The following is a 23,270-nucleotide window of genomic DNA, read 5'->3' as shown; positions in this document are numbered from 1 at the left end:
GTTCGGTCTACCGGGGTGCCGGAACCGGCTCGGGGACCTCGCGCCCGGCGAGTCGTTCCCGCCAGGCCGCGAGGACCGCGGTGTCGGTCGCCGGGGTCGCCAGGGATACGGCGACGTAGACGACCAGGGAGGCCAGCAGGCCGTAGTACACGGGCTCGTTGGCGAGGATGCCGTAGCCCGCCATCAGGCCGATCACGGCGAGGCCGCCGACGACCACGGAGGCGAGCGCGCCCTGGGCGGTGCCGCGCTTCCACAGCAGGCCGCCGAGGATGGGGACGAGGAGGCCGCCGACCAGCAGGTTGTACGCCACCGTCAGCGCCTCGACGACGTTGTTGAGGGCGATCGCCGTGCAGATCACGGCCACGCCCATGACGAGGATGAAGGCACGGTTGCCGCGGACCTCGTCGTGGTCCCCCTCGGCCGTCCTGCCCCGCAGCCTGGACCAGATGTCGTTGTTGGCGACGGTCGCGCAGGCGATCAGCGCGCCGGAGGACGTCGACATGACGGCGGCGAGCGCGGCGGCCAGCACCAGGCCCCTTACGCCGACCGGGAGTTCGTCCTTGACGATGGTCGCGAAGGCGTCGTCGGCGTTGGCGAGGTTGGGGTAGAGGACCTTCGCGGCGGTGCCGATGACGGCGCCGGCGAGGGCGTAGGCGAGGCAGTAGGTGCCGGCGACCGTGCCGCCCCACTTGGCGGTGGTGTCGCTGCGGGCGGTGAAGACGCGCTGCCAGATGTCCTGACCGATGAGCATGCCGAAGGTGTAGATCAGCACATAGGTGAAGATCGTCTCGCCGCCGATGCCCAGCGGGTCGAAGTACTCGGTGGGCAGCTTCGCCTTCATCTCGCTGAAGCCGCCCGCCTTGACGACGGCGATGGGCAGCAGGAGCAGCAGGACGCCGATGGTCTTCACCACGAACTGGACCATGTCCGTGAGGGTGATGGACCACATGCCGCCCAGCGTCGAGTACGCGACGACGATCGAGCCGCCGAGGACGATCGCGACGGTCCGGTTCATGTCGAAGAGGACGTCGAAGATCGTGGCGTAGGCGATCGTCGAGGTGACCGCGAGCATGAGGGTGTAGGCCCACATGACGACGCCGGAGATGACGCCGGCCCGGCCGCCGTACCGCAGGTCCAGCATCTCGGAGACGGTGTAGACCTTGAGGCGGGCGATGCGGGCGGAGAAGAAGACGGAGAGGGCGAGCAGTCCGAGACCGATGGTGAAGACCATCCAGGCGCCGGAGAGGCCGTACTGGTAGCCGAGGCCGACCCCGCCGATGGTGGAGGCGCCGCCGAGGACGATCGCCGCCATGGTGCCGGAGTACATCGCCGGGCCGAGGCGGCGCCCGGCGACCAGGAACTCGCTCTTGGACCTGGCGCGGCGCATGCCCCACCAGCCCATGGCCAGCATCCCGACCAGGTAGACGACGATGACTGTGTAGTCGACGGCCATGTGGGCCTCCTTCTGCCGTTGGGCGCCCTGCCGGTCTGCGTCGACAGTAGGTGGCCGGAAAGCGACTGCGAAGTGTACGTTTCATCCATTCGAGCCGCACTCGATGGAGGAAACGTCCACCATGCCGGACCCGGCCGTCCCGCCCACCCCACCGGTCCCGCTGGCCGCGCTGCTGGCCCGCGAGGACCTGGCGCTGCGGCAGATAGCGGGGCCCTCGGATCCGGCCACCGTGATCCACTGGGCGCACACCTCGGAGATGGCGGACCCGTACCCGTATCTGCTGGGCGGTGAGCTGCTGCTGACAGCCGGGGTGCACATCCCGGAGGCGGCGGGCTCGGGGACCTACTTCGACGACTACGTCTCCCGGATCGTCGCGGCGGGCGGCGCGGCCCTCGGTTTCGGCCTGGCGCCGGTCCACGACACCGTCCCGCGCGCGCTGGTCGCCGCCTGTGACGCGTACGAGCTGCCCCTTCTGGAGGTCCCGCCCCGGACCACCTTCTCCGGCGTGGCCCGCGCGGTCTGGCAGCTGATGGCCCAGGCCCGGCACGCCGAACTCCGCCGCGTGACGGAGGCCCAGCAGAGCCTGGCCGCGGCCGCGTCCCGCCCGGACCCGGTGCCGTCCGTGCTGCGGCAGCTGGCGGGGCGGGTGGGCGGCCGGGCGGTGCTGTTCGGGCCGGACGGAGCGGAGGTCGCGGCGGCGGGGCGACCGGCCGAGCCTGCCGCCCGGGCGGCGCTGGCCGAGCTCGCGCAGGTCGTACGCCCCTCTGGTCCCGGTACGCCGAACTCCGCCACCCATGTCACCGCCGGTACCCATCTCGCCGCCTACGCCCTCGGTGCCGGGCACGGCTTCGTGCTCGGGGTCGTCGCGGCTCACCGGGACCCCGGGGACCACACCATCGCCTCCGTCGCCGCCGTGCTGCTGTCGTTGCTCACCGGTGAGCATCAGAGCGGGTCGGGGGCGGCGCGGTCGTCCGCCCTGGTCCGGGTGCTGCTGGGGGCGTCGGCCGAGGACGTGGTCCCGCTCCTCGGTGGCGGCGAGTGGGTCGTGGTGCACGCCCGGCCCGACACGGCCGCCCCCGACCCCGTCGCCGCCTCCGCCCTCGGTGCGGCGCTCGGCTCGCCGCTCGTCGACGTGGCGCGGGACGTCGTACGCGTCCTGCTGCCCGCGGAGCGGGAACCGGGCCCGCAGCCGGGGTGGACGCTCGGGGTCAGTGCCGTCGCCGGGCCCGCGGAGTGGGCCCGCGCCGACGTCCAGGCGGGCCGGGCGCTGGCCCGCGCCCGGGCCACCCGTGCCGAGCTGGTCCGGTACGGGGCCCGCCCGGCGCTAGCGGACCTGGTGCCGGAGCCGGACGCCGAGGCGCATGCCCGGGCGCTCCTGACACCGCTGACCCCGGCCCTCACCGAGACCCTGCGCGCCTGGCTGTCCCTGCACGGCAGCTGGGACCGTACGGCGGTCGCGCTGGACGTGCACCGCAACACCGTGCGGCAGCGGATCGCGAAGTGCGCGGCGCTGCTGGAGGCGGACCTGGACGACCCGGACGTACGGATGGAGCTGTGGTTCGCGCTGCGGCGGCCATGATCGCGTGACCCGTGTCCCAGCGTGCGGGATGCGGGGCGGTCCCGTGAAGACGTGCATCAGAATGGGAGGCATGCCGATACCCGGGACACCCAGCCGCGCCGAGCTCGTCGACCACCTTGTGAAGACCCGCATCGCGGGCGAGGTCGCCACCCCGCGGGAGAACAACCTCTCGCACTACCGCCAGCTGGCGAACGGCAACCGCCACTACTGGCTCGGTCTGGAGCTGGGCGACCGCTGGAGCGACGAGCAGGACGTGCTCGCGGTGATGGCGGAGCGGGTGGGTGTCAACGACGACCCCGAGTACCGGTACGGGCAGGACACCATCGACCCCGAGCTGACCGTGGGCGGCCTGGAGCGGATGGCGGCCCGGCTGCGCAAGGCGGCGGACGGGCAGCAGCGGGTGCTGTTCGCGACCGGCCACCCCGGCGGGCTCCTGGAGGTCCACCACGCCACCGCCGCCGCGCTGCGATCGGCCGGCTGCGAGATCGTGGTCATCCCGGACGGGCTCCAGACGGACGAGGGGTACGTCATGCAGTTCGCGGACGTGGCGGTCCTGGAGCACGGCGCCACGCTGTGGCACACCCACTCCGGCGACCCGATGAAGGCCATCCTGACGGCCCTGGAGCGCGAGGGCCGCCCGCTGCCGGACCTGGTCGTCGCCGACCACGGGTGGGCGGGCTACGCCGCTCAGCACGGGGTGGACTCCGTCGGCTACGCCGACTCCAACGACCCGGCGCTCTTCGTGGGCGAGGCGGAGGGCACGGTCCAGGTGACGGTCCCGCTCGACGACCACGTGGTGAGCCCCCGCTACTACGACCCGATGACGGCGTACCTCCTCGCCGAGGCGGGCCTGGCCTAGAACCGCTCAGGTCAGGGTCGTCCTGGGCGCGTCCGCCGCGCCGCCCGGCAACGTGACGACACCGGCGATCTCCTGCGTGACCCGGACCCGCCCCTTCAGGAACGCGAGCCGGTTCAGCAGGGAGTACCCGTCGCACAGCACCGTCTCGTGGCCCGCGTAGCTCTCCAGGTTGAGTACGGCCGCCTCGACCTGCGCGATCTCGCCGATCAGCATCGGGATGCCGGAGCGGCCCAACGCGTCCGCGGCGCCCGCGCGTTCGTACAGCACGGGCACCAGCGCCGAACCGCTGCCCTTGGTGATCGTCGACTCGGAACTGTCGCTCAGTTCGCGCAGCCGCGCCCGGGCATGGCGGGTGACGCGCTCGATCATCCGCAGTTCGTCCATGGTGATCTCGAACGCCAGTGGGGGCAGGGCGGCGGCGGAGTCGGACGCGTCGGCGCACCGGGCACGCCTGCTGAAGATCGACACGGAGCGGGGCCTCCTCACGGGCGGACCAACACGAGCAAACGCCCCGACGGTCGGGTCGGGGCGAGGAACTCTGTGTCAGCGCGGGCCAGCTGGTGTGGGGAGGTCGAATGTGACCCATCTGACAGCTCTACAGCGCTTTCCATAGTAGAGCCGAAATGGATCAGTGAAGCCCCTTTCGGACTAACGAATGAATGACGGCCAGGGAGCGGGCCGCGCGGGCGTCCCTCAGCGGGGTGCGCGGACCACGCCCTCCTGGATCACCGAGATCGCCAGCCGGCCGTCCTGGGTGTAGATGCGGGCCTGGCCCAGGCCCCGGCCACCGGAGGCCGACGGGGACTCCTGGTCGTACAGCAGCCATTCGTCGGCGCGGAAGGGGCGGTGGAACCACATCGCGTGGTCCAGCGAGGCCCCGACGACGTCACCGGTGGCCCAGCCGCCGCGGCCGTGCGCGAGGAGCACCGAGTCGAGGAGCGTCATGTCGGAGACGTACGTGGCGAGGACGACGTGCAGGAGAGGGTCGTCGGCCAGCTTGCCGTTGGTGCGGAACCAGACCTGCGAGTGCGGTTCGCGCGGCTCGCCGAACTTCCCGTACGGCGGCTCCTCGACATAGCGCAGGTCGATGGCCTCGCGCGCTTCCAGGAACCGCTCCACGACGGCCGGTGCCAGGTGGTCGTAGCCGCGCAGCCGCTCCTGTGAGGTGGGGAGCGTCGCCGGGTCGGGGGCGGCCGGCATGGCGGCCTGGTGCTCGAAGCCCTCCTCGTACCGCTGGAAGGAGGCGGAGAGGGCGAAGATCGGCTGGCCGTGCTGGACCGCGAGCACGCGGCGGGCGGTGAAGGAACGGCCGTCGTTCATCCGGTCGACGGTGTAGACGATCGGCGCGCCCGGGTCGCCGGGGCGCAGGAAGTACGCGTGCAGGGAGTGGGCGAGCCGGTCCTCGGGGACCGTCCGCCCGGCGGCGACCAGCGCCTGCGCCGCGACCTGCCCGCCGAAGACGCGGGGGACGACGGCGGGGCGGGAGGCGCCGCGGAAGATGTTCTCCTCGATCTGCTCGAGGTCGAGCAGATCGAGGAGATCCTGGAGTGCCTGGCTCATGGAGCTGTTGTACCGGCCGGTGGTTCCGCGCGGCTTACAGGCCCATGTCCTTCGCGATGATCGTCTTCATGATCTCGTTGGTGCCGCCGTAGATGCGGTTGACTCGGTTGTCCGCGTACAGGCGGGCGATCGGGTACTCGTTCATGAAGCCGTAGCCTCCGTGCAGCTGGAGGCAGCGGTCGATGACGCGGTGGGCGACCTCGGTGGCGAACAGCTTGGCGCTGGCGGCCTCGGCGGGGGTGAGCTCCCCGGCGTCGAGGGCCTCCAGGGCGCGGTCCACGACGGCCTCGGCCGCGTCGACCTCGGCCTGGCAGGCGGCCAGCTCGAACTTGGTGTTCTGGAAGGACGCGACCGGCTTGCCGAAGACGGTGCGCTCCTGGACGTACTGCTTGGCGAACCGGACGGCGGCCTTGGCCTGCGCGTAGGCGCCGTAGGCGATGCCCCAGCGCTCGGAGGCCAGGTTGTGGCCCAGGTAGTAGAAGCCCTTGTTCTCCTCGCCGAGGAGGTCCTCGACGGGGACCTTGACGTCGACGAACGCGAGCTCGGCGGTGTCGGAGGTCTTCAGGCCGAGCTTGTCGAGCTTGCGGCCGACGGAGTAGCCCTCGGACTTGGTGTCCACGGCGAACAGGGAGATGCCGAAGCGGCGGTCCTCGGCGGAGGACGGGGAGGTGCGGGCGGCCACGATCACGCGGTCGGCGTGCACGCCACCGGTGATGAAGGTCTTGGCGCCGTTGAGGACGTAGTGCGTGCCGTCCTCGGAGAGCTTGGCGGTGGTCTTCATGCCCGCGAGGTCGGAGCCGGTGCCCGGCTCGGTCATCGCGAGGGCCCACATCTCCTCGGCGGAGACGAACTTCGGCAGGAAGCGCTTCTTCTGCTCGTCGGTGGCGAGCATCTTGATGTACGGCAGGCCCAGCAGGACGTGGACGCCGGAGCCGCCGAACTGCACACCGGCGCGCGCGGTCTCCTCGTACATCACGGCCTCGAACTTGTACGAGTCGATGCCGGCGCCGCCGTACTCCTCGTCCACGCGGATACCGAAGATGCCGAGCTCGGCGAGCTTGTAGTAGAAGTCGCGCGGCGCCTGGCCGGCCGCGAACCACTCGTCGTAGACGGGCACGACCTCGGCCTCGATGAAGGCGCGCAGGGTCTCCCGGAACGCCTCGTGGTCCTCGTTGAACACCGTACGGCGCACCGCCGCCACCTCCACCTGACTCAAAGGGTCCATGTCTAAGCGCTTGCTCAGATCAACCGTACCGGCGAGTACGAAGAGGAGTCCAGAGGTGATCCCGTAACGCTCGTCACGCCCCGGCGGCCGCGAAGGCGCCCCGCGCCATCCGGTGCAGCAGGGCGGCCGTCGCCGCGCGGCCCGGCAGGGAACCCGGGCGGCCCAGGTGCGGGGTGGAGTTCAGGAGGCCGAAGACGGAGTGCACGGCCGAGCGGGCCGCGGGCTCCAGGAGGCCGGGGTAGACCTCGCGCAGGACCTCCACCCACAGCTCGACGTACTGCCGCTGGAGCTGACGGACCAGCTTGCGGTCGCTGTCGCGCAGGCGGTCCAGCTCGCGGTCGTGCAGGGTGATCAGGGGGCGGTCGTCGAGGGCGAAGTCGATGTGGCCCTCGATCAGGGAGTCGAGCAGCGCCTCGGGGTCGCCGCCGTCCGACTCGGCGACCCGCCGCTTGCCGCCGGTCAGGAGCTGGCCGCTGATGCCCACCAGCAGCTCCGCCAGCATCGCGTCCTTGCCCGCGAAGTGCCGGTAGAGGCCGGGGCCGCTGATCCCGACCGCCGCGCCTATCTCGTCCACGCCCACGCCGTGGAACCCGCGCTCGGCGAAGAGCCGCGCGGCCTCCTTGAGGATCTGCTCACGGCGGGTGGGGGCGTCGGTTCTCGTGGCCATGGGAGCAATTCTAGACAGGGAGGTTAGCGGTCGTTAACCTGAAGGAAATGGTTAACGCTCATTAACAGGCGATCACTGGGTGAGGGGACCGCGGGACATGGATCAGGCACCCGAGCTGACGAGCGCGGCAGACCCCGCGTCGGCGGCCTGGAAGGCCAACGAGGAGGCCCACCGGGCCCTCGTGGACGAGCTGCGCGACAAGCTCGCCGCGGCCAGGCTGGGCGGCGGGGAGAAGGCGCGCGAGCGGCACACCGCGCGCGGGAAGCTGTTGCCGAGGGACCGGGTCGACACCCTGCTCGACCCCGGCTCGCCCTTCCTGGAGCTGGCCCCGCTCGCCGCCGACGGGCTGTACGACGGACAGGCCCCGGCCGCCGGCGTCATCGCCGGGATCGGGCGGGTGAGCGGGCGCGAGTGCGTGGTCGTCGCCAATGACGCCACCGTCAAGGGCGGCACGTACTACCCGATGACGGTGAAGAAGCACCTGCGCGCGCAGGAGGTCGCCCTCGACAACCGCCTGCCCTGCATCTACCTGGTGGACTCCGGCGGCGCCTTCCTGCCCATGCAGGACGAGGTCTTCCCGGACCGCGAGCACTTCGGGCGGATCTTCTACAACCAGGCCCGGATGTCGGGCGCGGGCATCCCGCAGATCGCCGCCGTCCTCGGGTCCTGCACTGCCGGAGGTGCTTACGTCCCCGCCATGAGCGACGAGGCCGTCATCGTCCGCAACCAGGGCACGATCTTCCTGGGCGGTCCCCCGCTGGTGAAGGCCGCCACCGGTGAGGTCGTCACCGCGGAGGAGCTCGGCGGCGGCGAGGTGCACTCCCGCATCTCCGGCGTCACCGACCACCTCGCCGAGGACGACGCCCACGCCCTGCGGATCGTGCGGAACATCGCCGCGACCCTCCCCGCGCGCGGGCCGCTGCCGTGGTCCGTCGAGCCCGCGGTGGAGCCCAAGGTCGACCCCTACGGCCTCTACGGCGCGGTGCCGGTGGACTCCCGCACCCCCTACGACGTCCGCGAGATCATCGCGCGCATCACCGACGGCTCCCGGTTCGCCGAGTTCAAGGCCGAGTTCGGGCAGACCCTCGTCACCGGCTTCGCCCGCATCCAGGGCCACCCGGTCGGGATCATCGGCAACAACGGCATCCTGTTCGCCGAATCCGCCCAGAAGGGCGCCCACTTCATCGAGCTGTGCGACCAGCGCGGCATCCCGCTGCTGTTCCTCCAGAACATCTCGGGCTTCATGGTCGGCAAGGACTACGAGGCCGGCGGCATCGCCAAGCACGGCGCCAAGATGGTGACCGCGGTGGCGTGCACGCGCGTGCCCAAGCTGACGGTGGTCGTGGGCGGTTCGTACGGCGCCGGCAACTACTCGATGTGCGGCCGGGCCTACTCCCCCCGCTTCCTGTGGATGTGGCCCAACGCCAAGATCTCGGTCATGGGCGGCGAGCAGGCCGCGTCGGTCCTCGCGACCGTCAAGCGGGACCAGCTGGAGGCCCGCGGGGAGACCTGGGCCGCCGAGGACGAAGAGACCTTCAAGGACCCGATCCGCGCCCAGTACGAGCGCCAGGGCAACGCCTACTACGCCACCGCCCGCCTCTGGGACGACGGGGTCATCGACCCGCTCGACACCCGTCAGGTGCTCGGCCTGGCCCTGACCGCATGCGCCAACGCGCCGCTGGGCGACCCCCAGTTCGGCGTCTTCCGGATGTGAGGACCCATGTTTGACACAGTGCTTGTCGCCAACCGGGGCGAGATCGCGGTCCGCGTCATCCGCACGCTCAGAGCCCTGGGCGTGCGCTCGGTGGCCGTCTTCTCCGACGCGGACGCCGACGCCCGGCACGTCCGGGAGGCCGACACCGCCGTACGGCTGGGACCTGCGCCGGCCTCGGAGAGCTATCTGTCCGCCGAGCGGCTCCTGGAGGCGGCCGCCCGCACCGGCGCCCAGGCCGTCCACCCCGGCTACGGCTTCCTCGCGGAGAACGCGGCCTTCGCGCGCGCGTGCGCCGACGCCGGGCTGGTCTTCATCGGGCCCCCGGCCGAGGCGATCGCCCTGATGGGCGACAAGATCCGCGCCAAGGAGACCGTCCAGGCGGCCGGAGTGCCGGTCGTGCCCGGTGGCCGTGACCCCGAACTCGCCGAGGCCGCGCACGCGTTGGGCGCGCCCGTGCTGCTGAAGCCCAGCGCGGGCGGCGGCGGCAAGGGCATGCGCCTGGTCCGGGACCTCACCGTCCTGGAGGAGGAGATCGCCGCCGCCCGCCGCGAGGCCCGCGCCTCCTTCGGTGACGACACGCTGCTCGTGGAGCGCTGGGTGGACCGGCCCCGGCACATCGAGATCCAGGTGCTGGCGGACGCCCGCGGCAATGTCCTGCACCTGGGCGAGCGCGAGTGCTCGCTCCAGCGGCGGCACCAGAAGGTCGTCGAGGAAGCGCCCAGCGTCCTGCTGGACGAGGCCACGCGCGCGTCCATGGGTGGGGCGGCGGTGGAGGCGGCCCGCTCCTGCGGCTACCGGGGCGCGGGCACGGTCGAGTTCATCGTCCCGGGCGACGACCCGTCCTCGTACTACTTCATGGAGATGAACACCCGCCTCCAGGTGGAGCACCCGGTCACCGAGCTGGTCACCGGCCTGGACCTGGTGGAGTGGCAGCTGCGGGTCGCGGCGGGCGAGCGGCTGCCGTACGGGCAGGAGGACGTCCGGCTGACGGGGCACGCGATCGAGGCCCGCGTCTGCGCCGAGGACCCGGCGCGCGGCTTCCTCCCCTCCGGCGGCACGGTGCTGAAGCTGCGCGAGCCCCAGGGCGACGGCGTCCGCACCGACTCCGGGCTCAGCGAGGGCACCGAGGTCGGCAGCCTGTACGACCCGATGCTGTCCAAGGTCATCGCGTACGGCCCCGACCGCGCGACCGCGCTCAGGAAACTCCGGGCGGCCCTCGCGGAGACGGTGACACTGGGCGTGCAGACCAACGCGGGGTTCCTGCGGCGGCTGCTGGCCCATCCGGACGTGGTGAAGGGCGAGTTGGACACCGGGCTCGTGGAGCGGGTGGTGGACGACCTGGTCGCCACGGACGTACCGGAGGAGGTGTACGAGGCGGCGGCGGCCGTACGCCTCGACGGGCTGCGGCCTCGTGAAGGGGGCTGGACCGATCCTTTCTCGGTGCCGAGCGGCTGGCGGATGGGCGGCAGCCCGAGGCCCGTTGGCTTCCACCTGCGGGTGCAGGACCCGGTCGAGTACGTCCCGCGCGGCACCCACACCGTCACCGACGACCGGGTCACCGTCACCCTCGACGGCGTCCGGCACACCTTCCACCGCGCCGCCGACTGGATCGGCCGCGACGGCGACGCCTGGCACGTGCGGGACCACGACCCGGTGGCCGCCTCCCTCACCCGGGCCGCCCACGCGGGTGCCGACTCGCTCACCGCGCCCATGCCCGGCACGGTCACCGTGGTGAAGGTCGCGGTCGGGGACGAGGTGGCCGCCGGTCAGAGTCTGCTCGTCGTCGAGGCGATGAAGATGGAGCACGTCATCTCCGCCCCGCACGCCGGCACGGTCGCCGAGCTGGACGTCACGCCGGGGACCACGGTCGCGATGGACCAGGTGCTCGCCGTCATCGCCCCGGTGGAGGAGGAGAAATGACGCTCCCCATGGTCCTGCCGGAAGCGGGCCTGCCCACCCGGGTCCGCATCCACGAGGTCGGCGCCCGTGACGGCCTCCAGAACGAGAAGTCGACCGTGCCGACGGAGGTGAAGGCGGAGTTCGTGCGCCGCCTCGCCGAGGCCGGGCTGACGACCATCGAGGCGACGAGCTTCGTCCACCCCAAGTGGGTGCCCCAACTCGCCGACGCCGAGCAGCTGTTCCCACAGATCAGCGATCTCTCGGTGGACCTGCCGGTGCTCGTCCCGAACGAACGCGGCCTGGACCGGGCCCTCGCGCTGGGCGCGACCCGCGTGGCCGTCTTCGCCAGCGCCACCGAGTCCTTCGCCAAGGCCAACCTCAACCGCACGGTCGACGAGGCGCTCACGATGTTCGAGCCGGTCGTCGCACGGGCGAAGGCGGAGGGCGTGCACGTCCGCGGCTACCTCTCCATGTGCTTCGGCGACCCCTGGGAGGGCGCGGTCCCGGTCCCCCAGGTCGTGCGCGTGTGCCGCGCGTTGCTCGACATGGGCTGCGACGAGCTGAGCCTCGGCGACACCATCGGGGTCGCGACCCCGGGCCACGTACGGGCGTTGCTGACCGAACTCGACGTGCCCGTCGAGAAGGTGGGCGTGCACTTCCACGACACCTACGGCCAGGCGCTCGCCAACACCCACGCCGCCCTCCAGCACGGCGTCACCACCGTGGACGCCTCCGCGGGCGGCCTCGGCGGCTGCCCCTACGCCAAGTCCGCCACCGGCAACCTCGCCACCGAGGACCTGGTGTGGATGCTCCAGGGCCTCGGCATCGACACCGGTGTCGACCTCGGCCGTCTCGTCGCCACCAGCGCCTGGATGGCCGAACACCTGGGCCGACCCAGCCCGTCCCGCACCGTCCGCGCCCTCTCCCACCAGGAGTGACCCACCCATGGACCACCGCCTCTCCCCCGAGCTGGAAGAACTCCGCCGTACGGTCGAGGAGTTCGCCCATGACGTAGTGGCGCCGAAGATCGGCGAGTACTACGAGCACCACGAGTTCCCCTACGAGATCGTCCGCGAGATGGGCCGCATGGGCCTGTTCGGGCTGCCGTTCCCCGAGGAGTACGGCGGGATGGGCGGCGACTACCTGGCGCTCGGCCTCGCGCTGGAGGAGCTCGCGCGCGTGGACTCGTCGGTGGCGATCACCCTGGAGGCCGGCGTCTCGCTCGGCGCCATGCCGCTGCACCTGTTCGGCACCGAGGAGCAGAAGCGCGAGTGGCTGCCCCGGCTGTGCTCGGGCGAGATCCTGGGCGCCTTCGGCCTCACGGAACCGGACGGCGGCAGCGACGCGGGAGCGACCCGTACGACGGCCCGCCTGGACCCCGACACCGACGAGTGGGTCATCAACGGCACGAAGTGCTTCATCACCAACTCCGGCACCGACATCACGGGGTTGGTGACCGTCACCGCGGTCACCGGCCGCAAGCCCGACGGCAAGCCCCTGATCTCCTCGATCATCGTCCCCTCGGGCACGCCCGGCTTCACGGTCGCGGCGCCGTACTCGAAGGTCGGCTGGAACGCCTCCGACACCCGTGAGCTGTCCTTCTCCGACGTCCGCGTCCCGGCGGCGAACCTGCTGGGCGAACAGGGCCGCGGCTACGCGCAGTTCCTGCGCATCCTCGACGAGGGCCGCATCGCCATCGCGGCGCTCGCGACCGGACTCGCGCAGGGCTGTGTGGACGAGTCCGTGAAGTACGCGAAGGAGCGGGAGGCGTTCGGGAGGCCCATCGGCGCCAACCAGGCGATCCAGTTCAAGATCGCCGACATGGAGATGAAGGCCCACACCGCCCGGCTCGCCTGGCGGGACGCGGCCTCGCGGCTGGTCTCCGGTGAGCCCTTCAAGAAGGAGGCGGCCCTCGCCAAGCTGTACTCGTCCACGATCGCCGTGGACAACGCCCGGGACGCCACCCAGATCCACGGCGGCTACGGCTTCATGAACGAGTACCCGGTGGCCCGGATGTGGCGCGACTCCAAGATCCTGGAGATCGGCGAGGGCACGAGCGAGGTGCAACGGATGCTGATCGCACGGGAGTTGGGCCTGGCAGGTTAGGCCGCGGCCCACAGGGCACCCACAGCTGGAGCGGGACGGAGCCCCGCCCTCTGGACATTCGGTGAGGTTAGGCTAACCTACGTTCGAACTTGTCCGGCGGGCGCTTCGCCCCGTTCGAAAGCAGCCACACATGTCCAACGCAAGAGTCGCCCACCTCACCCGCCGCGGCATCCTCGCCGCGGGTGGCGCCCTCGGCCTCGGTGCCGTGCTCGCAGCCTGCGGAGACGACGACTCCAGCGCGACGGGCTCCGACAAGGGGACCACGGCCGCCAAGTCCGGCGCCTGGTCCTTCAAGGACGACCGCGGCACCACCGTGAAGCTGGACAAGGTCCCGACCAAGATCGTCGCCTTCACCGGTGTGGCGGCCGCGCTGTACGACTACGGCATCGAGGTCAAGGGCGTCTTCGGTCCCACCAAGACCAAGGACGGCAAGGCCGATGTCCAGGCCGGCGACATGGACGTCAGCAAGCTGACGGTCTTCGGCAACGTCTGGGACCAGTTCAACGTCGAGCAGTACGCGGCCTTCGCGCCCGAGGTCCTCATCACCACGATGTTCGACAGCGCCGGCACCCTCTGGTACGTCCCGGCGGCCTCCGCGTCCAAGATCGCGAAGCTCGCGCCGAGCGTCGGCATCTCCGTGTACGACCGTCAGATCACCGCGCCGCTGCAGAAGATGTGGGAGCTGGCCGAGTCCCTCGGCGCCGACATGAAGGCGGCCAAGGTCACCGACGCGAAGAAGCGGTTCGAAGCGGCGTCGGAGCGGCTGCGGGCGGCCGCCAAGGCCCACCCCGACATCAAGGTGCTCGCCGGGTCCGCCGCGCAGGACGTCTTCTACGTCTCCGGCTCCAACCTCTCCATCGACCTCGAGTACTTCAAGGCGCTGGGCGTGAACTTCGTGGAGCCCCCGGCGTCCGTGCTCAAGGAGTCCGGCGGCTGGTACGAGTCGCTGAGCTGGGAGAACGTCGACAAGTACAAGGCCGACATCATCATGATGGACGACCGTACGGCGACGATCCAGCCGGCCGACATCACCGAGGCGACCTGGAAGAAGCTGCCCGCGGTGAAGGCGGGGCAGGTCATCTCGCGTTCTCCTGAGCCGATTCTGTCGTACGACAAGTGCGTGGCGATGGTGGAGAACCTGGCGAAGGCGATCGAGACCGCGAAGAAGGTCAGTTAGGCGCGTTGTCGTCTGCGGGCGGGTGGGGGCTGGTCGCGCAGTTCCCCGCGCCCCTGGGTGTGACACCTTTCCCCTCGTTTGCAGGAGGCCCCATGACCACGGCCGTAGCCGCCCCCTTCCGCTTCTTCGCTCTGCGGGTTGCACGAACGCGGCGGCTCGGGCCGTCTCTCGTTCGGGTCACCTTCACCGGGGAGGATCTGGCGTACTTCTTCTCCGACGGATACGACCAGTCGCTCTCCCTCTTCCTCCCCGCCGCCGGGCGGACCGAGCCCGGGGTTCCCGTCGAGCTCGGGGACGGCTGGTGGCAGGCGTGGCGGGAGCAGCCCGATGACGTACGGGCCGTGATGCGGTCGTACACGCTTCGGGGGCTTCGGCGCGATCCCGACGAGATCGACATCGACTTCGTGCTGCACGAGCCCGCCGGGCCCGCGTCCGGGTGGGCCGCGCGGGCCTCCGTCGGTGACAAGGTCCAACTGCTCGGGCCCGCGATCGCCGACAACCGGGCCATCCGGTTCCGGCCGCCCGCGGACACCGATCTCGTGCTGCTGTGGGGGGACGAGACCGCGCTCCCCGCCGTCTCCGCGATCCTCGAAGCCCTCCCCGCCGGGCAGCGCGCCCGGGTCTGGCTGGAGGTGCACGACGCCGGGGACATCCAGGACCTGGCCACCGACGCGGACGCCGAGATCACCTGGGTCGTCGGGGAGAAGGCGCTCGATGCCGTCCGGGAGGCCCAACTCCCGCCTGCCGAGCGGCCGTACGCCTGGATCGCGGGCGAGTCCGGGTGCGTGAAGGAGCTCCGGCGGCACTTCGTGCGGGAGCGCGGGATCGACCGGCGGCGGGTGACCTTCGTGGGGTACTGGCGTCTCGGCATGACCGAGGAGCAGCTGCGCGCGGCGGAGTGACGCCCGCTCGCTCGACGTGACGCCGGTCACGGAAGGGGTGTGTTTTCCGCTCGGTTAATTAGGTTAGGCTTACCTAAGTTGAAGCCGGGATCACACCCCGCTCCTGCCCCGTCCCGCACGGATTGTCCCCACCGGAGGGCCCCAGCATGCGCTCGCACCTGCTCAATGACACGACCGCGGAGACGTACCGACGCTCCGTGACCGAGGGAATCGAGCGGGTGGCGGCCAAACTCGCCACCACCTCCCGTCCGTTCACCGGCGTCACCGTCGACGCCCTCTCCCCCCGCATCGACGAGATCGACCTCGACAAGCCCCTGCTGGACACGACGGCGGTGCTCGACGAGCTGGAGGACGTCTACCTCCGGGACGCGATCTACTTCCACCACCCCCGCTACCTCGCCCACCTCAACTGCCCGGTCGTCATCCCGGCCGTGCTCGGCGAGGCCATCCTCTCCGCCGTCAACTCCTCCCTGGACACCTGGGACCAGTCGGCCGGCGGCACCCTGATCGAGCGCAAGCTGATCGACTGGACGACCGCGCGCATCGGTCTGGGCCCGGTCGCCGACGGCGTGTTCACCTCGGGCGGCACCCAGTCCAACCTCCAGGCGCTGCTCCTGGCCCGTGAGGAGGCCAAGGCGGACTCGTCGGCCAAGCTGCGCGTCTTCGCCTCCGAGGTCAGCCACTTCAGCGTGAAGAAGTCCGCCAAACTCCTCGGCCTGGACGCCGATTCGGTCGTGTCCATCCCCGTGGGCGCCGACAAGCGGATGCAGACCGTCGCCCTCGCCCGCGAGCTGGAGCGCTGCAAGCAGGACGGCCTCGTCCCCATGGCCGTGGTCGCCACCGCCGGCACCACCGACTTCGGCTCCATCGACCCGCTGCCCGAGATCGCCGAGCTGTGCGAGCAGTACGGCACCTGGATGCACGTCGACGCGGCCTACGGCTGCGGGCTGCTGGCCTCCCTGAAGTACCGGGACCGCATCGACGGCATCGAGCGCGCCGACTCCGTCACCGTCGACTACCACAAGTCCTTCTTCCAGCCGGTGAGTTCGTCCGCCGTGCTGGTCAAGGACGCCGCCACGCTCCGGCACGCCACCTATCACGCGGAGTACCTCAACCCGCGCCGCATGGTGCAGGAACGAATCCCCAACCAGGTGGACAAGTCCCTCCAGACCACCCGCCGCTTCGACGCCCTCAAGCTGTGGATGACCCTGCGGGTGATGGGCGCCGACGGCATCGGCGAGCTCTTCGACGAGGTCTGCGACCTGGCCGTCGAGGGCTGGAAGCTGCTCGCCGCCGACCCGCGCTTCGACGTCGTGGTCGAGCCCACGCTCTCCACGCTCGTCTTCCGCTACATCCCGGCCGCCGTCACCGACCCCGCCGAGATCGACCGCGCCAACCTGTACGCCCGCAAGGCCCTGTTCGCCTCCGGCGACGCGGTGGTCGCGGGCACCAAGGTGGGCGGCCGCCACTACCTGAAGTTCACCCTGCTCAACCCCGAGACGACGGTCGAGGACATGTCCGTCGTCCTCGACCTGATCGCCGGCCACGCCGAGCAGTACCTGGGAGAGTCCCTTGACCGCGCGTCCTGAAGTCCCGACCAAGACCTACGACTTCGTGGGGATCGGGCTCGGCCCGTTCAACCTCGGCCTCGCCTGCCTCACCGAACCCATCGACGAACTCGACGGGATCCTCCTGGAGTCGAAGCCCGACTTCGAGTGGCACGCCGGCATGTTCCTGGACGGCGCCCACCTCCAGACCCCGTTCATGTCGGACCTGGTCACCCTCGCCGACCCGACCTCGCCGTACTCCTTCCTCAACTACCTGAAGGAGAAGGGCCGGCTGTACTCGTTCTACATCCGCGAGAACTTCTATCCGCTGCGGGTGGAGTACGACGACTACTGCCGCTGGGCCGCGAACAAGCTGAGCAACGTCCGCTTCGGCACGACGGTCACCGAGGTGACGTACGAGAGTGACCTGTACGTCGTGAGGACGGACGCCGGTGACGTCTTCCACGCCCGGCACCTGGTCCTCGGTACCGGCACCTCCCCGCACTACCCCGAGGCCGTGCGCGGCCTGGGCGGGGACTTCTTCCACAACTCCCGCTACGTGCAGAACAAGGCGGAGCTCCAGAAGAAGGAGTCGATCACGATCGTCGGCTCCGGTCAGTCCGCCGCGGAGATCTACCAGGACCTCCTGAGCGAGATCGACGTCCACGGCTACCGGCTGAACTGGGTCACCCGCTCGCCGCGCTTCTTCCCCCTCGAATACACCAAGCTCACGCTGGAGATGACCTCCCCGGAGTACATCGACTACTACCGCGAGCTGCCCGAGGCCACCCGCTACCGGCTCACCGCCGAGCAGAAGGGCCTGTTCAAGGGCATCGACGGCGACCTCATCAACGAGATCTTCGACCTGCTCTACCAGAAGAACCTCGGCGGCCCGGTCCCCACGCGGCTGCTCACCAACTCCTCGCTGAACAGCGCGCGGTACGAGAACGGCACGTACACGCTCGGCTTCCGCCAGGAGGAGCAGGAGAAGGACTTCGAGATCGAGTCGGAGGGCCTGGTGCTCGCCACCGGCTACAGGTACGCCGAGCCGGAGTTCCTGGCCCCGGTCAGGGACCGCCTGGTGTACGACGCGCACGGCAACTTCGACGTGTCCCGCACCTACGCGATCGACGTGACGGGCAGAGGCGTCTTCCTGCAGAACGCCGGTGTCCACACCCACAGCATCACCAGCCCCGACCTGGGCATGGGCGCCTACCGCAACAGCTGCATCATCCGGGAGCTGCTCGGCACCGAGTACTACCCGGTCGAGAAGACGATCGCGTTCCAGGAGTTCTCCGTATGAGCACCACCGCAGTGGGCACCTTCACCTTCCGCCCCCTCGACCCCCTGAAGGACGCCGAGCTGCTGCACGGGTGGGTCACGCACCCCAAGGCCGCGTTCTGGATGATGCAGGACGCGAAACTGGAGGACGTCGAGCGGGCCTACATGGACATCGCGGCCGACGAACACCACCACGCGCTCCTCGGTCTCGACGCGGACGGCGAACCGGCGTTCCTGATGGAGAAGTACGACCCGGCCCACCGGGAGCTGGTCGGCCTGTACGAGCCGCAGCCCGGTGACGTCGGCATGCACTTCCTCACCCCGGCCACGGACACGCCCGTGCACGGCTTCACCCGGTCCGTCATCACCGCCGTGATGGCCCACCTCTTCGAGGACCCGGCCACCCTGCGGGTCGTCGTGGAACCCGATGTCTCCAACAAGGCCGTCCACGCCCTGAACGAAGCGGTCGGGTTCGTGCCCGAGCGCGAGATACAGAAGCCGGAGAAGAAGGCCCTGTTGAGTTTCTGCACGCGGGAACAGTTCTCCAGGGCGACGGGGGTGGCCGCATGAGCCTCGCCGACGCCGTGGCCCACCTCTCCCCCGAACGCTGGGAGACGGCCAACCGCCAGCTGATCCGCAAGGGCCTCGCCGAGTTCGCGCACGAGCGGCTGATCGAGCCCGAGGAGACCGACAAGGACCAGTACGTCGTCCGCAGCGACGACGGCAGGACCCGCTACGACTTCACGGCCGTCCGCCGCTCCCTCGACCACTGGCAGGTCGACGCCGACTCCATCACCCGGCACCGCGAGGGCACCGAACTCCCGCTCGCCGCCCTGGACTTCTTCATCGAGCTGAAGAACACCCTCGGCCTGAGCGACGAGATCCTGCCGGTCTACCTGGAGGAGATCTCCTCCACCCTCTCCGGCACCTGCTACAAGCTCACCAAGCCGCAGATCCCGGTCGCCGAGCTCGCGAAGGGCTCCTTCCAGGACATCGAGACCGGCATGACCGAGGGCCACCCCTGCTTCGTGGCCAACAACGGCCGGCTCGGCTTCGGCATCCACGAGTACCTCTCGTACGCCCCCGAGACCGCGAGCCCGGTCCGCCTGGTCTGGCTCGCCGCCCACCGCTCGCGCGCCGCCTTCACGGCCGGCGTCGGCATCGAGTACGAGTCCTTCATGCGCCAGGAGCTGGGCGAGGAGACCGTCGAACGGTTCCACGGCGTCCTGCGCGACAAGGGCCTCGACCCGGCCGACTACCTCCTCGTCCCGGTCCACCCGTGGCAGTGGTGGAACAAGCTCTCCGTCACCTTCGCCGCCGAGGTCGCCCGCGACCTCCTGGTGTGCCTGGGCGAGGGCGACGACGAGTACCTGGCCCAGCAGTCGATCCGGACCTTCTTCAACACGTCCCGCCCCGAGAAGCACTACGTGAAGACGGCCCTGTCGGTCCTCAACATGGGCTTCATGCGCGGGCTCTCGGCCGCCTACATGGAGGCCACCCCGGCCATCAACGACTGGCTCGCCCAGCTCATCGACGGCGACCCGGTCCTCAAGTCCACGGGTCTGTCGATCATCCGCGAGCGGGCCGCCGTCGGCTACCGGCACCTGGAGTACGAGGCCGCCACGGACCGCTACTCGCCGTACCGCAAGATGCTGGCCGCACTGTGGCGCGAGAGCCCCGTCCCGTCCCTCCAGGACGGCGAGTCGCTCGCCACGATGGCCTCCCTGGTCCACATCGACCACGAGGGCCGCTCCTTCGCGGGCGCGCTCATCGAGCGGTCGGGCCTCACCCCGACGGAGTGGCTGCGCCGCTACCTGCGCGCCTACTACACCCCGCTCCTGCACAGCTTCTACGCCTACGACCTGGTGTTCATGCCGCACGGCGAGAACGTCATCCTGGTCCTGAAGGACGGCATGGTCGAGCGGGCGGTCTACAAGGACATCGCCGAGGAGATAGCCGTCATGGACCCGGAGGCGGTGCTGCCGCCCACGGTCGAGCGGCTGCGCGTCGAGGTCCCCGACGACACCAAGCTGCTGTCGATCTTCACGGACGTCTTCGACTGCTTCTTCCGCTTCCTCGCCGCGAACCTCGCAGCCGAGGGAATCCTGGAGGAGGAGGACTTCTGGCGCACGGTCGCCGAGGTCACCCGCGACTACCAGCACGCGGTGCCCGAACTGGCCGACAAGTTCCGGCAGTACGACATGTTCGCCCCCGAGTTCGCCCTGTCCTGCCTCAACCGGCTCCAGCTGCGCAACAACAGGCAGATGGTGGACCTGGCGGACCCCTCGGGCGCGCTCCAGCTGGTCGGCACCCTGAAGAACCCCATCGCGGGCCTGTAGAGGACCCCGGGCAACGGAGCCTGGAATGCCAGAATTTCCCCATGGCGGAAATCCTCCAGAGGGACGGCACATGGGTCTTCGACGGCGACGCCCTGCGGCTGACACCGGGCAGGGACAAGAACGTGGGCCTGCTCCGCAAGGCGCTCGGTGAACTCGTCGTCCCGCTGGGCGCGTTGGCGGGCATCTCCTTCGAACAGGGCAAGAAGAGCGGTCGGTTGAGGCTGCGCCTGCGCGACGGCGCCGACCCGCTGCTGCACGCGACCGGCGGCCGCCTCACCGAACCGCACGACCCGTACCAGCTGACCGTCGACTCCGACCGCTACGGCGTGGCCGAGTACTTCGTGGACGAGGTGCGCAACGCCCTGCTCCTGGACCAGGTCCCGAGCGACCCCGTGGACGGCTATCTGCTGCCGGGCCCCGCCGTCCCCCTCGCGGTGTCCGCCGGCGACGGCACCGCCGCCTTCGACGGCGAGCACATCCGTCTCGAGTGGAACTGGAAGACGGAGGACGCCAAGGCCTCCGCGGGGCCCCGCACCCTCGCCGTGACCGACGTCGTGGCCGTGGAGTGGCAACCCGCGGTCGGCCTGGAGAACGGCCACCTGCGCTTCACCGTGCGGCACGCCCCGACCAAGGCCCCGCCGAAGTACGACCCCAACGCGGTGGAGCTGTGGGGCTTCAAGAAGGACCCGCTGATGGCGTTGGTCGCGGCGGCGGTCCAGGCCAGGCTTCCGCACCCGGCCCGGGCCGCCGCCGTCGACGCACACCCGGGGAGAGAGCTACGACCGGAAACGCCTTCCCCTCCGGTCGCGTCCGCCCCCGCCGAGGACGGCCATGACGCGCTCCTGCGCCGGCTGCGCGAGCTCGGTGAGCTGCACCGGACCGGTGTGCTGACGGACGAGGAGTTCACGATGGCCAAACAGGCGATCCTCAAGCGGATGTGATCCCCCGAGGACTACTTCGCCCTGCGCGCCACCGTGAAGTGGTCGATGCGGTCGCCGGTCTCGGCGATGCCCGACACCTTCAGCCTGGCGTAGTGGCCGCGCGCGGCGGGCTCCACGTCCACGCGCAGGAAGGAGTAGTTGAGGTAGCGCACCCGGGACCAGGCGACGGTCTCGTTGACCTTGCCGTCCTTGGTGTTGATGAAGGAGGCGACCGAGTCGACCTCGTTCAGGTGCCCCTCGTAGGAGTCCGGCGCGGTGAACGCGTACAGGCTGCGGCCGGCCGCGCCCGCCGTGACGTAGACGACGCCCTCGGTCTCGGGGTACGCGGTCTCGCCGATCGGGAGCTTCTTGACGACCTTGTCGCCCTTGATGACGTCGGTGCGCTCGTACTGGTGGTTGTGGCCGTTGATGACCAGGTCCACCGTGTACTTCTCGAACAGCGGCACCCACTCCTGGCGCACACCCCCCTCCGAGGCGTGCGCGGTGGAGGTGCAGTACGCGCAGTGGTGGAAGAACACCACGATGAAGTCGATGTCCTTGGACGCGCGGTACTTCTTCAGCTGCGCCTCGAACCACTTGGTCTGGGTGCCGCCGGAGATGCCGAGGTTGGCCGGGATCTCGAAGGAGACGTCGTTCGGGTCCAGCGAGATGATCGCGGTGTTGCCGTGCACGAAGGTGTAGACGCCCGGCAGGTTCGCCTTGTCGGGCCCGTTGTCGGGGAGCGTGAAACGGGCCTCCTCACCGCCGTAGCCGTTGGGCGAGTACCAGGCCTCCATGTCGTGGTTGCCGTAACTGACCATCCACGGCACGGACTTGGCGACCGACTCGGTCTGGGCGAGGAACTGGTCCCACACCCGCGAGTCGAAGCCGGTGTCGGCGGACTTGCCCTGGCCGGCCGGGTCGGCGTAGGCGATGTCGCCGGCGTGCAGGTGGAAGGCCGGGTTCTGGCCGAGGATCAGGCTGTCGTTGGCGAGGCCGTGGTAGCTGACGCCCTGGTCACCGAAGGCCGTGAAGGTGAACGGCTCCTTGTGCGAGGGTGCGGTGGTGAAGGTGCCCAGGGTGCCGAGCAGGTGCGCCTCGGCCGGGTCGAAGCCCTGGTGGCCGACGCCGTAGTAGTAGGTCCGGCCGGGCTTGAGGTGGCTCAGCTTGGCGTGGACGTAGTACTGGGTGTGGTCGCCGCTGGCGCCTACACCGGCCGGGGTGTACAGGGTGCGCACCTCGGCCTCGATCTTGCGGGAGAGGTCCCAGGGGTGGGCGCCGATGCGGACGAAGGGCTTCTTGACCGCGACCGGGACCTGCCACGAGATCGTCATCTCGGTGCGGGCGTCGGCGCCGTAGGCCAGGTGGCGGCCGAAGGGGGCCACCAGGGAGCCGTCGACGGTCGCGGCGGAGGCGAAGGTCCGGGTGGGCGTGGCGGCCTGGGCGACGGCGCCCGGCACGAACGCGCCACCGGCGACGGCGCCCAGCGTGACGGCGCCGCCCCTGATCATGGTGCGCCGCGAGAATCTGGCGCGCAGGTACTCGTGCTGTTCGGCCATGCTCATGCGCTCGGCGAGCTGGTCCGGTACTCCCATGCGAGGAATGTCCATGGCGTCTGAAACTCGTCTCCTTGGGCGACGGACCGCAGGACGCAGGATGGACAGCTCGCGAACAGGCACTCATGAGAGATTCAATGTTCTCCCAAGGATCACCAACAGGGGCTTGCCCGAAATCGGGCAGGATTCTTGCGAAACAGCTCCTCGTCCCCCAGGATCTACCGGGTGCACGACGAACTTGTTGATCATCTGACGCGGTCCACGCCCCTCAGCCGGGGCGAGGCGCTGCGCGTGATCCAGGACGTGCTCGCCTTCTTCGACGAGACGACCGAGGACTACGTCCGTCGCCGCCACCGCGAACTCCAGGCCCAGGGCCTGGTGAACGCGGAGATCTTCGGACGGATCGAGGCGGACCTGAAATATCGAGCGGTGGCGCCGCCTGAGCTGACGCAGAGGCAGCTGCGCCGCATGGTCTACGGCTAGGGG

Annotated in this window: 20 protein-coding genes; 14 read left to right on the top strand and 6 right to left on the bottom strand. The window is 70.3% G+C overall.

The window, feature by feature from the left end; translation table 11 throughout:
* Nucleotides 1–7: 7 nt before the first annotated feature.
* Nucleotides 8–1,453 carry a sodium:solute symporter gene (locus OHN19_RS27555; protein WP_330266763.1) on the bottom strand — a complete coding sequence of 482 codons (1,446 nt, stop codon included), beginning with the start codon at nucleotides 1,451–1,453 and terminating at the stop codon, nucleotides 8–10.
* A gap of 121 nt (nucleotides 1,454–1,574) precedes the next feature.
* On the opposite strand from OHN19_RS27555, the gene OHN19_RS27550 reads away from it, so the two are divergent.
* Both OHN19_RS27550 and OHN19_RS27545 read left to right on the top strand, forming a co-directional pair.
* Nucleotides 1,575–3,032 carry a PucR family transcriptional regulator gene (locus tag OHN19_RS27550; RefSeq protein ID WP_330266762.1) on the top strand — a complete coding sequence of 486 codons (1,458 nt, stop codon included), beginning with the start codon at nucleotides 1,575–1,577 and terminating at the stop codon, nucleotides 3,030–3,032.
* 70 nt (nucleotides 3,033–3,102) lie between these two features.
* A complete protein-coding gene (locus OHN19_RS27545; RefSeq protein ID WP_330266761.1) occupies nucleotides 3,103–3,891 on the top strand; it encodes a phosphatase in 789 nt (262 codons plus the stop codon).
* 6 nt (nucleotides 3,892–3,897) lie between these two features.
* On the opposite strand, the gene OHN19_RS27540 is transcribed toward OHN19_RS27545, so the two are convergent.
* The 4 genes from OHN19_RS27540 to OHN19_RS27525 all read right to left on the bottom strand — a co-directional run bounded on the left by OHN19_RS27540 (nucleotide 3,898) and on the right by OHN19_RS27525 (nucleotide 7,343).
* Entirely contained in the window at nucleotides 3,898–4,359 is a 462-nt protein-coding gene (locus OHN19_RS27540; protein WP_330266760.1) for a hypothetical protein, read from the bottom strand.
* Nucleotides 4,360–4,584: 225 nt separating this feature from the next.
* Entirely contained in the window at nucleotides 4,585–5,451 is an 867-nt protein-coding gene (locus tag OHN19_RS27535) for an acyl-CoA thioesterase II (RefSeq protein WP_330266759.1), read from the bottom strand.
* 34 nt (nucleotides 5,452–5,485) lie between these two features.
* Nucleotides 5,486–6,643 carry an acyl-CoA dehydrogenase family protein gene (locus OHN19_RS27530; protein WP_330269724.1) on the bottom strand — a complete coding sequence of 386 codons (1,158 nt, stop codon included), beginning with the start codon at nucleotides 6,641–6,643 and terminating at the stop codon, nucleotides 5,486–5,488.
* Nucleotides 6,644–6,749: 106 nt separating this feature from the next.
* The gene (locus OHN19_RS27525) at nucleotides 6,750–7,343 is read right to left on the bottom strand and encodes a TetR/AcrR family transcriptional regulator (RefSeq protein WP_062027275.1); all 594 of its coding nucleotides are present in this window, start codon (nucleotides 7,341–7,343) and stop codon (nucleotides 6,750–6,752) included.
* Nucleotides 7,344–7,440: 97 nt separating this feature from the next.
* Between OHN19_RS27525 and OHN19_RS27520 the strand changes: the two genes are divergently transcribed.
* The 11 genes from OHN19_RS27520 to OHN19_RS27470 all read left to right on the top strand — a co-directional run bounded on the left by OHN19_RS27520 (nucleotide 7,441) and on the right by OHN19_RS27470 (nucleotide 21,249).
* Complete coding sequence (locus tag OHN19_RS27520) at nucleotides 7,441–9,057, top strand: carboxyl transferase domain-containing protein (protein WP_330266758.1); 1,617 nt, start codon at nucleotides 7,441–7,443, stop codon at nucleotides 9,055–9,057.
* A 6-nt stretch (nucleotides 9,058–9,063) separates the two neighbouring features.
* Nucleotides 9,064–10,977 carry an acetyl/propionyl/methylcrotonyl-CoA carboxylase subunit alpha gene (locus OHN19_RS27515; RefSeq protein WP_330266757.1) on the top strand — a complete coding sequence of 638 codons (1,914 nt, stop codon included), beginning with the start codon at nucleotides 9,064–9,066 and terminating at the stop codon, nucleotides 10,975–10,977.
* Entirely contained in the window at nucleotides 10,974–11,894 is a 921-nt protein-coding gene (locus OHN19_RS27510) for a hydroxymethylglutaryl-CoA lyase (RefSeq protein WP_330266756.1), read from the top strand. Before OHN19_RS27515 ends, OHN19_RS27510 begins: the two co-directional genes overlap by 4 nt.
* Before the next feature lie 7 nt (nucleotides 11,895–11,901).
* Nucleotides 11,902–13,062, top strand: a complete 1,161-nt coding sequence (locus tag OHN19_RS27505; RefSeq protein ID WP_330266755.1) for an acyl-CoA dehydrogenase family protein — start codon at nucleotides 11,902–11,904, stop codon at nucleotides 13,060–13,062.
* 130 nt (nucleotides 13,063–13,192) lie between these two features.
* Nucleotides 13,193–14,239, top strand: coding sequence for an ABC transporter substrate-binding protein (locus tag OHN19_RS27500; RefSeq protein ID WP_330266754.1), 1,047 nt, complete (start codon nucleotides 13,193–13,195; stop codon nucleotides 14,237–14,239).
* A 92-nt stretch (nucleotides 14,240–14,331) separates the two neighbouring features.
* Nucleotides 14,332–15,141 carry a siderophore-interacting protein gene (locus OHN19_RS27495; RefSeq protein ID WP_330266753.1) on the top strand — a complete coding sequence of 270 codons (810 nt, stop codon included), beginning with the start codon at nucleotides 14,332–14,334 and terminating at the stop codon, nucleotides 15,139–15,141.
* 146 nt (nucleotides 15,142–15,287) lie between these two features.
* Nucleotides 15,288–16,730: a lysine decarboxylase DesA gene (gene desA, locus OHN19_RS27490; RefSeq protein ID WP_330266752.1), complete on the top strand. Its 1,443-nt coding sequence runs from the start codon at nucleotides 15,288–15,290 to the stop codon at nucleotides 16,728–16,730.
* Nucleotides 16,714–17,991, top strand: a complete 1,278-nt coding sequence (locus OHN19_RS27485; RefSeq protein ID WP_330266751.1) for a lysine N(6)-hydroxylase/L-ornithine N(5)-oxygenase family protein — start codon at nucleotides 16,714–16,716, stop codon at nucleotides 17,989–17,991. Before desA ends, OHN19_RS27485 begins: the two co-directional genes overlap by 17 nt.
* Complete coding sequence (locus OHN19_RS27480) at nucleotides 17,988–18,539, top strand: GNAT family N-acetyltransferase (protein ID WP_330266750.1); 552 nt, start codon at nucleotides 17,988–17,990, stop codon at nucleotides 18,537–18,539. The genes OHN19_RS27485 and OHN19_RS27480 overlap by 4 nt, the downstream gene beginning before the upstream one ends.
* Nucleotides 18,536–20,308, top strand: a complete 1,773-nt coding sequence (locus OHN19_RS27475) for an IucA/IucC family siderophore biosynthesis protein (RefSeq protein ID WP_330266749.1) — start codon at nucleotides 18,536–18,538, stop codon at nucleotides 20,306–20,308. The genes OHN19_RS27480 and OHN19_RS27475 overlap by 4 nt, the downstream gene beginning before the upstream one ends.
* Nucleotides 20,309–20,349: 41 nt before the next feature.
* Nucleotides 20,350–21,249, top strand: coding sequence for a DUF4429 domain-containing protein (locus tag OHN19_RS27470; RefSeq protein WP_330266748.1), 900 nt, complete (start codon nucleotides 20,350–20,352; stop codon nucleotides 21,247–21,249).
* 11 nt (nucleotides 21,250–21,260) lie between these two features.
* Here OHN19_RS27470 and OHN19_RS27465 read toward each other — a convergent pair whose 3' ends face one another.
* Nucleotides 21,261–22,823 carry a metallophosphoesterase family protein gene (locus OHN19_RS27465; protein WP_330266747.1) on the bottom strand — a complete coding sequence of 521 codons (1,563 nt, stop codon included), beginning with the start codon at nucleotides 22,821–22,823 and terminating at the stop codon, nucleotides 21,261–21,263.
* A 186-nt stretch (nucleotides 22,824–23,009) separates the two neighbouring features.
* Here OHN19_RS27465 and OHN19_RS27460 point away from each other — a divergent pair, with 186 nt between their 5' ends.
* Nucleotides 23,010–23,267: a hypothetical protein gene (locus tag OHN19_RS27460; RefSeq protein WP_123760902.1), complete on the top strand. Its 258-nt coding sequence runs from the start codon at nucleotides 23,010–23,012 to the stop codon at nucleotides 23,265–23,267.
* Nucleotides 23,268–23,270 lie beyond the last annotated feature (3 nt).

It is taken from the genome of Streptomyces griseorubiginosus (assembly GCF_036345115.1).
GTDB lineage: Bacteria > Actinomycetota > Actinomycetes > Streptomycetales > Streptomycetaceae > Streptomyces > Streptomyces griseorubiginosus_C.
Note: the sequence above shows the minus strand (reverse complement) of the source record. Positions and strands in the feature narration are given on the sequence as shown.

What these genes read in the sequence shown, in the direction of transcription:
- OHN19_RS27555 (WP_330266763.1), bottom strand. Translation starts at nt 1,453, where the DNA reads ATGGCCGTCGACTACACAGTCATCGTCGTCTACCTGGTCGGGATGCTG.
- OHN19_RS27550 (WP_330266762.1), top strand. Translation starts at nt 1,575, where the DNA reads ATGCCGGACCCGGCCGTCCCGCCCACCCCACCGGTCCCGCTGGCCGCG.
- OHN19_RS27545 (WP_330266761.1), top strand. Translation starts at nt 3,103, where the DNA reads ATGCCGATACCCGGGACACCCAGCCGCGCCGAGCTCGTCGACCACCTT.
- OHN19_RS27535 (WP_330266759.1), bottom strand. Translation starts at nt 5,451, where the DNA reads ATGAGCCAGGCACTCCAGGATCTCCTCGATCTGCTCGACCTCGAGCAG.
- OHN19_RS27525 (WP_062027275.1), bottom strand. Translation starts at nt 7,343, where the DNA reads ATGGCCACGAGAACCGACGCCCCCACCCGCCGTGAGCAGATCCTCAAG.
- OHN19_RS27520 (WP_330266758.1), top strand. Translation starts at nt 7,441, where the DNA reads ATGGATCAGGCACCCGAGCTGACGAGCGCGGCAGACCCCGCGTCGGCG.
- OHN19_RS27515 (WP_330266757.1), top strand. Translation starts at nt 9,064, where the DNA reads ATGTTTGACACAGTGCTTGTCGCCAACCGGGGCGAGATCGCGGTCCGC.
- OHN19_RS27510 (WP_330266756.1), top strand. Translation starts at nt 10,974, where the DNA reads ATGACGCTCCCCATGGTCCTGCCGGAAGCGGGCCTGCCCACCCGGGTC.
- OHN19_RS27505 (WP_330266755.1), top strand. Translation starts at nt 11,902, where the DNA reads ATGGACCACCGCCTCTCCCCCGAGCTGGAAGAACTCCGCCGTACGGTC.
- OHN19_RS27500 (WP_330266754.1), top strand. Translation starts at nt 13,193, where the DNA reads ATGTCCAACGCAAGAGTCGCCCACCTCACCCGCCGCGGCATCCTCGCC.
- OHN19_RS27495 (WP_330266753.1), top strand. Translation starts at nt 14,332, where the DNA reads ATGACCACGGCCGTAGCCGCCCCCTTCCGCTTCTTCGCTCTGCGGGTT.
- desA (WP_330266752.1), top strand. Translation starts at nt 15,288, where the DNA reads ATGCGCTCGCACCTGCTCAATGACACGACCGCGGAGACGTACCGACGC.
- OHN19_RS27480 (WP_330266750.1), top strand. Translation starts at nt 17,988, where the DNA reads ATGAGCACCACCGCAGTGGGCACCTTCACCTTCCGCCCCCTCGACCCC.
- OHN19_RS27475 (WP_330266749.1), top strand. Translation starts at nt 18,536, where the DNA reads ATGAGCCTCGCCGACGCCGTGGCCCACCTCTCCCCCGAACGCTGGGAG.
- OHN19_RS27470 (WP_330266748.1), top strand. Translation starts at nt 20,350, where the DNA reads ATGGCGGAAATCCTCCAGAGGGACGGCACATGGGTCTTCGACGGCGAC.
- OHN19_RS27465 (WP_330266747.1), bottom strand. Translation starts at nt 22,823, where the DNA reads ATGGGAGTACCGGACCAGCTCGCCGAGCGCATGAGCATGGCCGAACAG.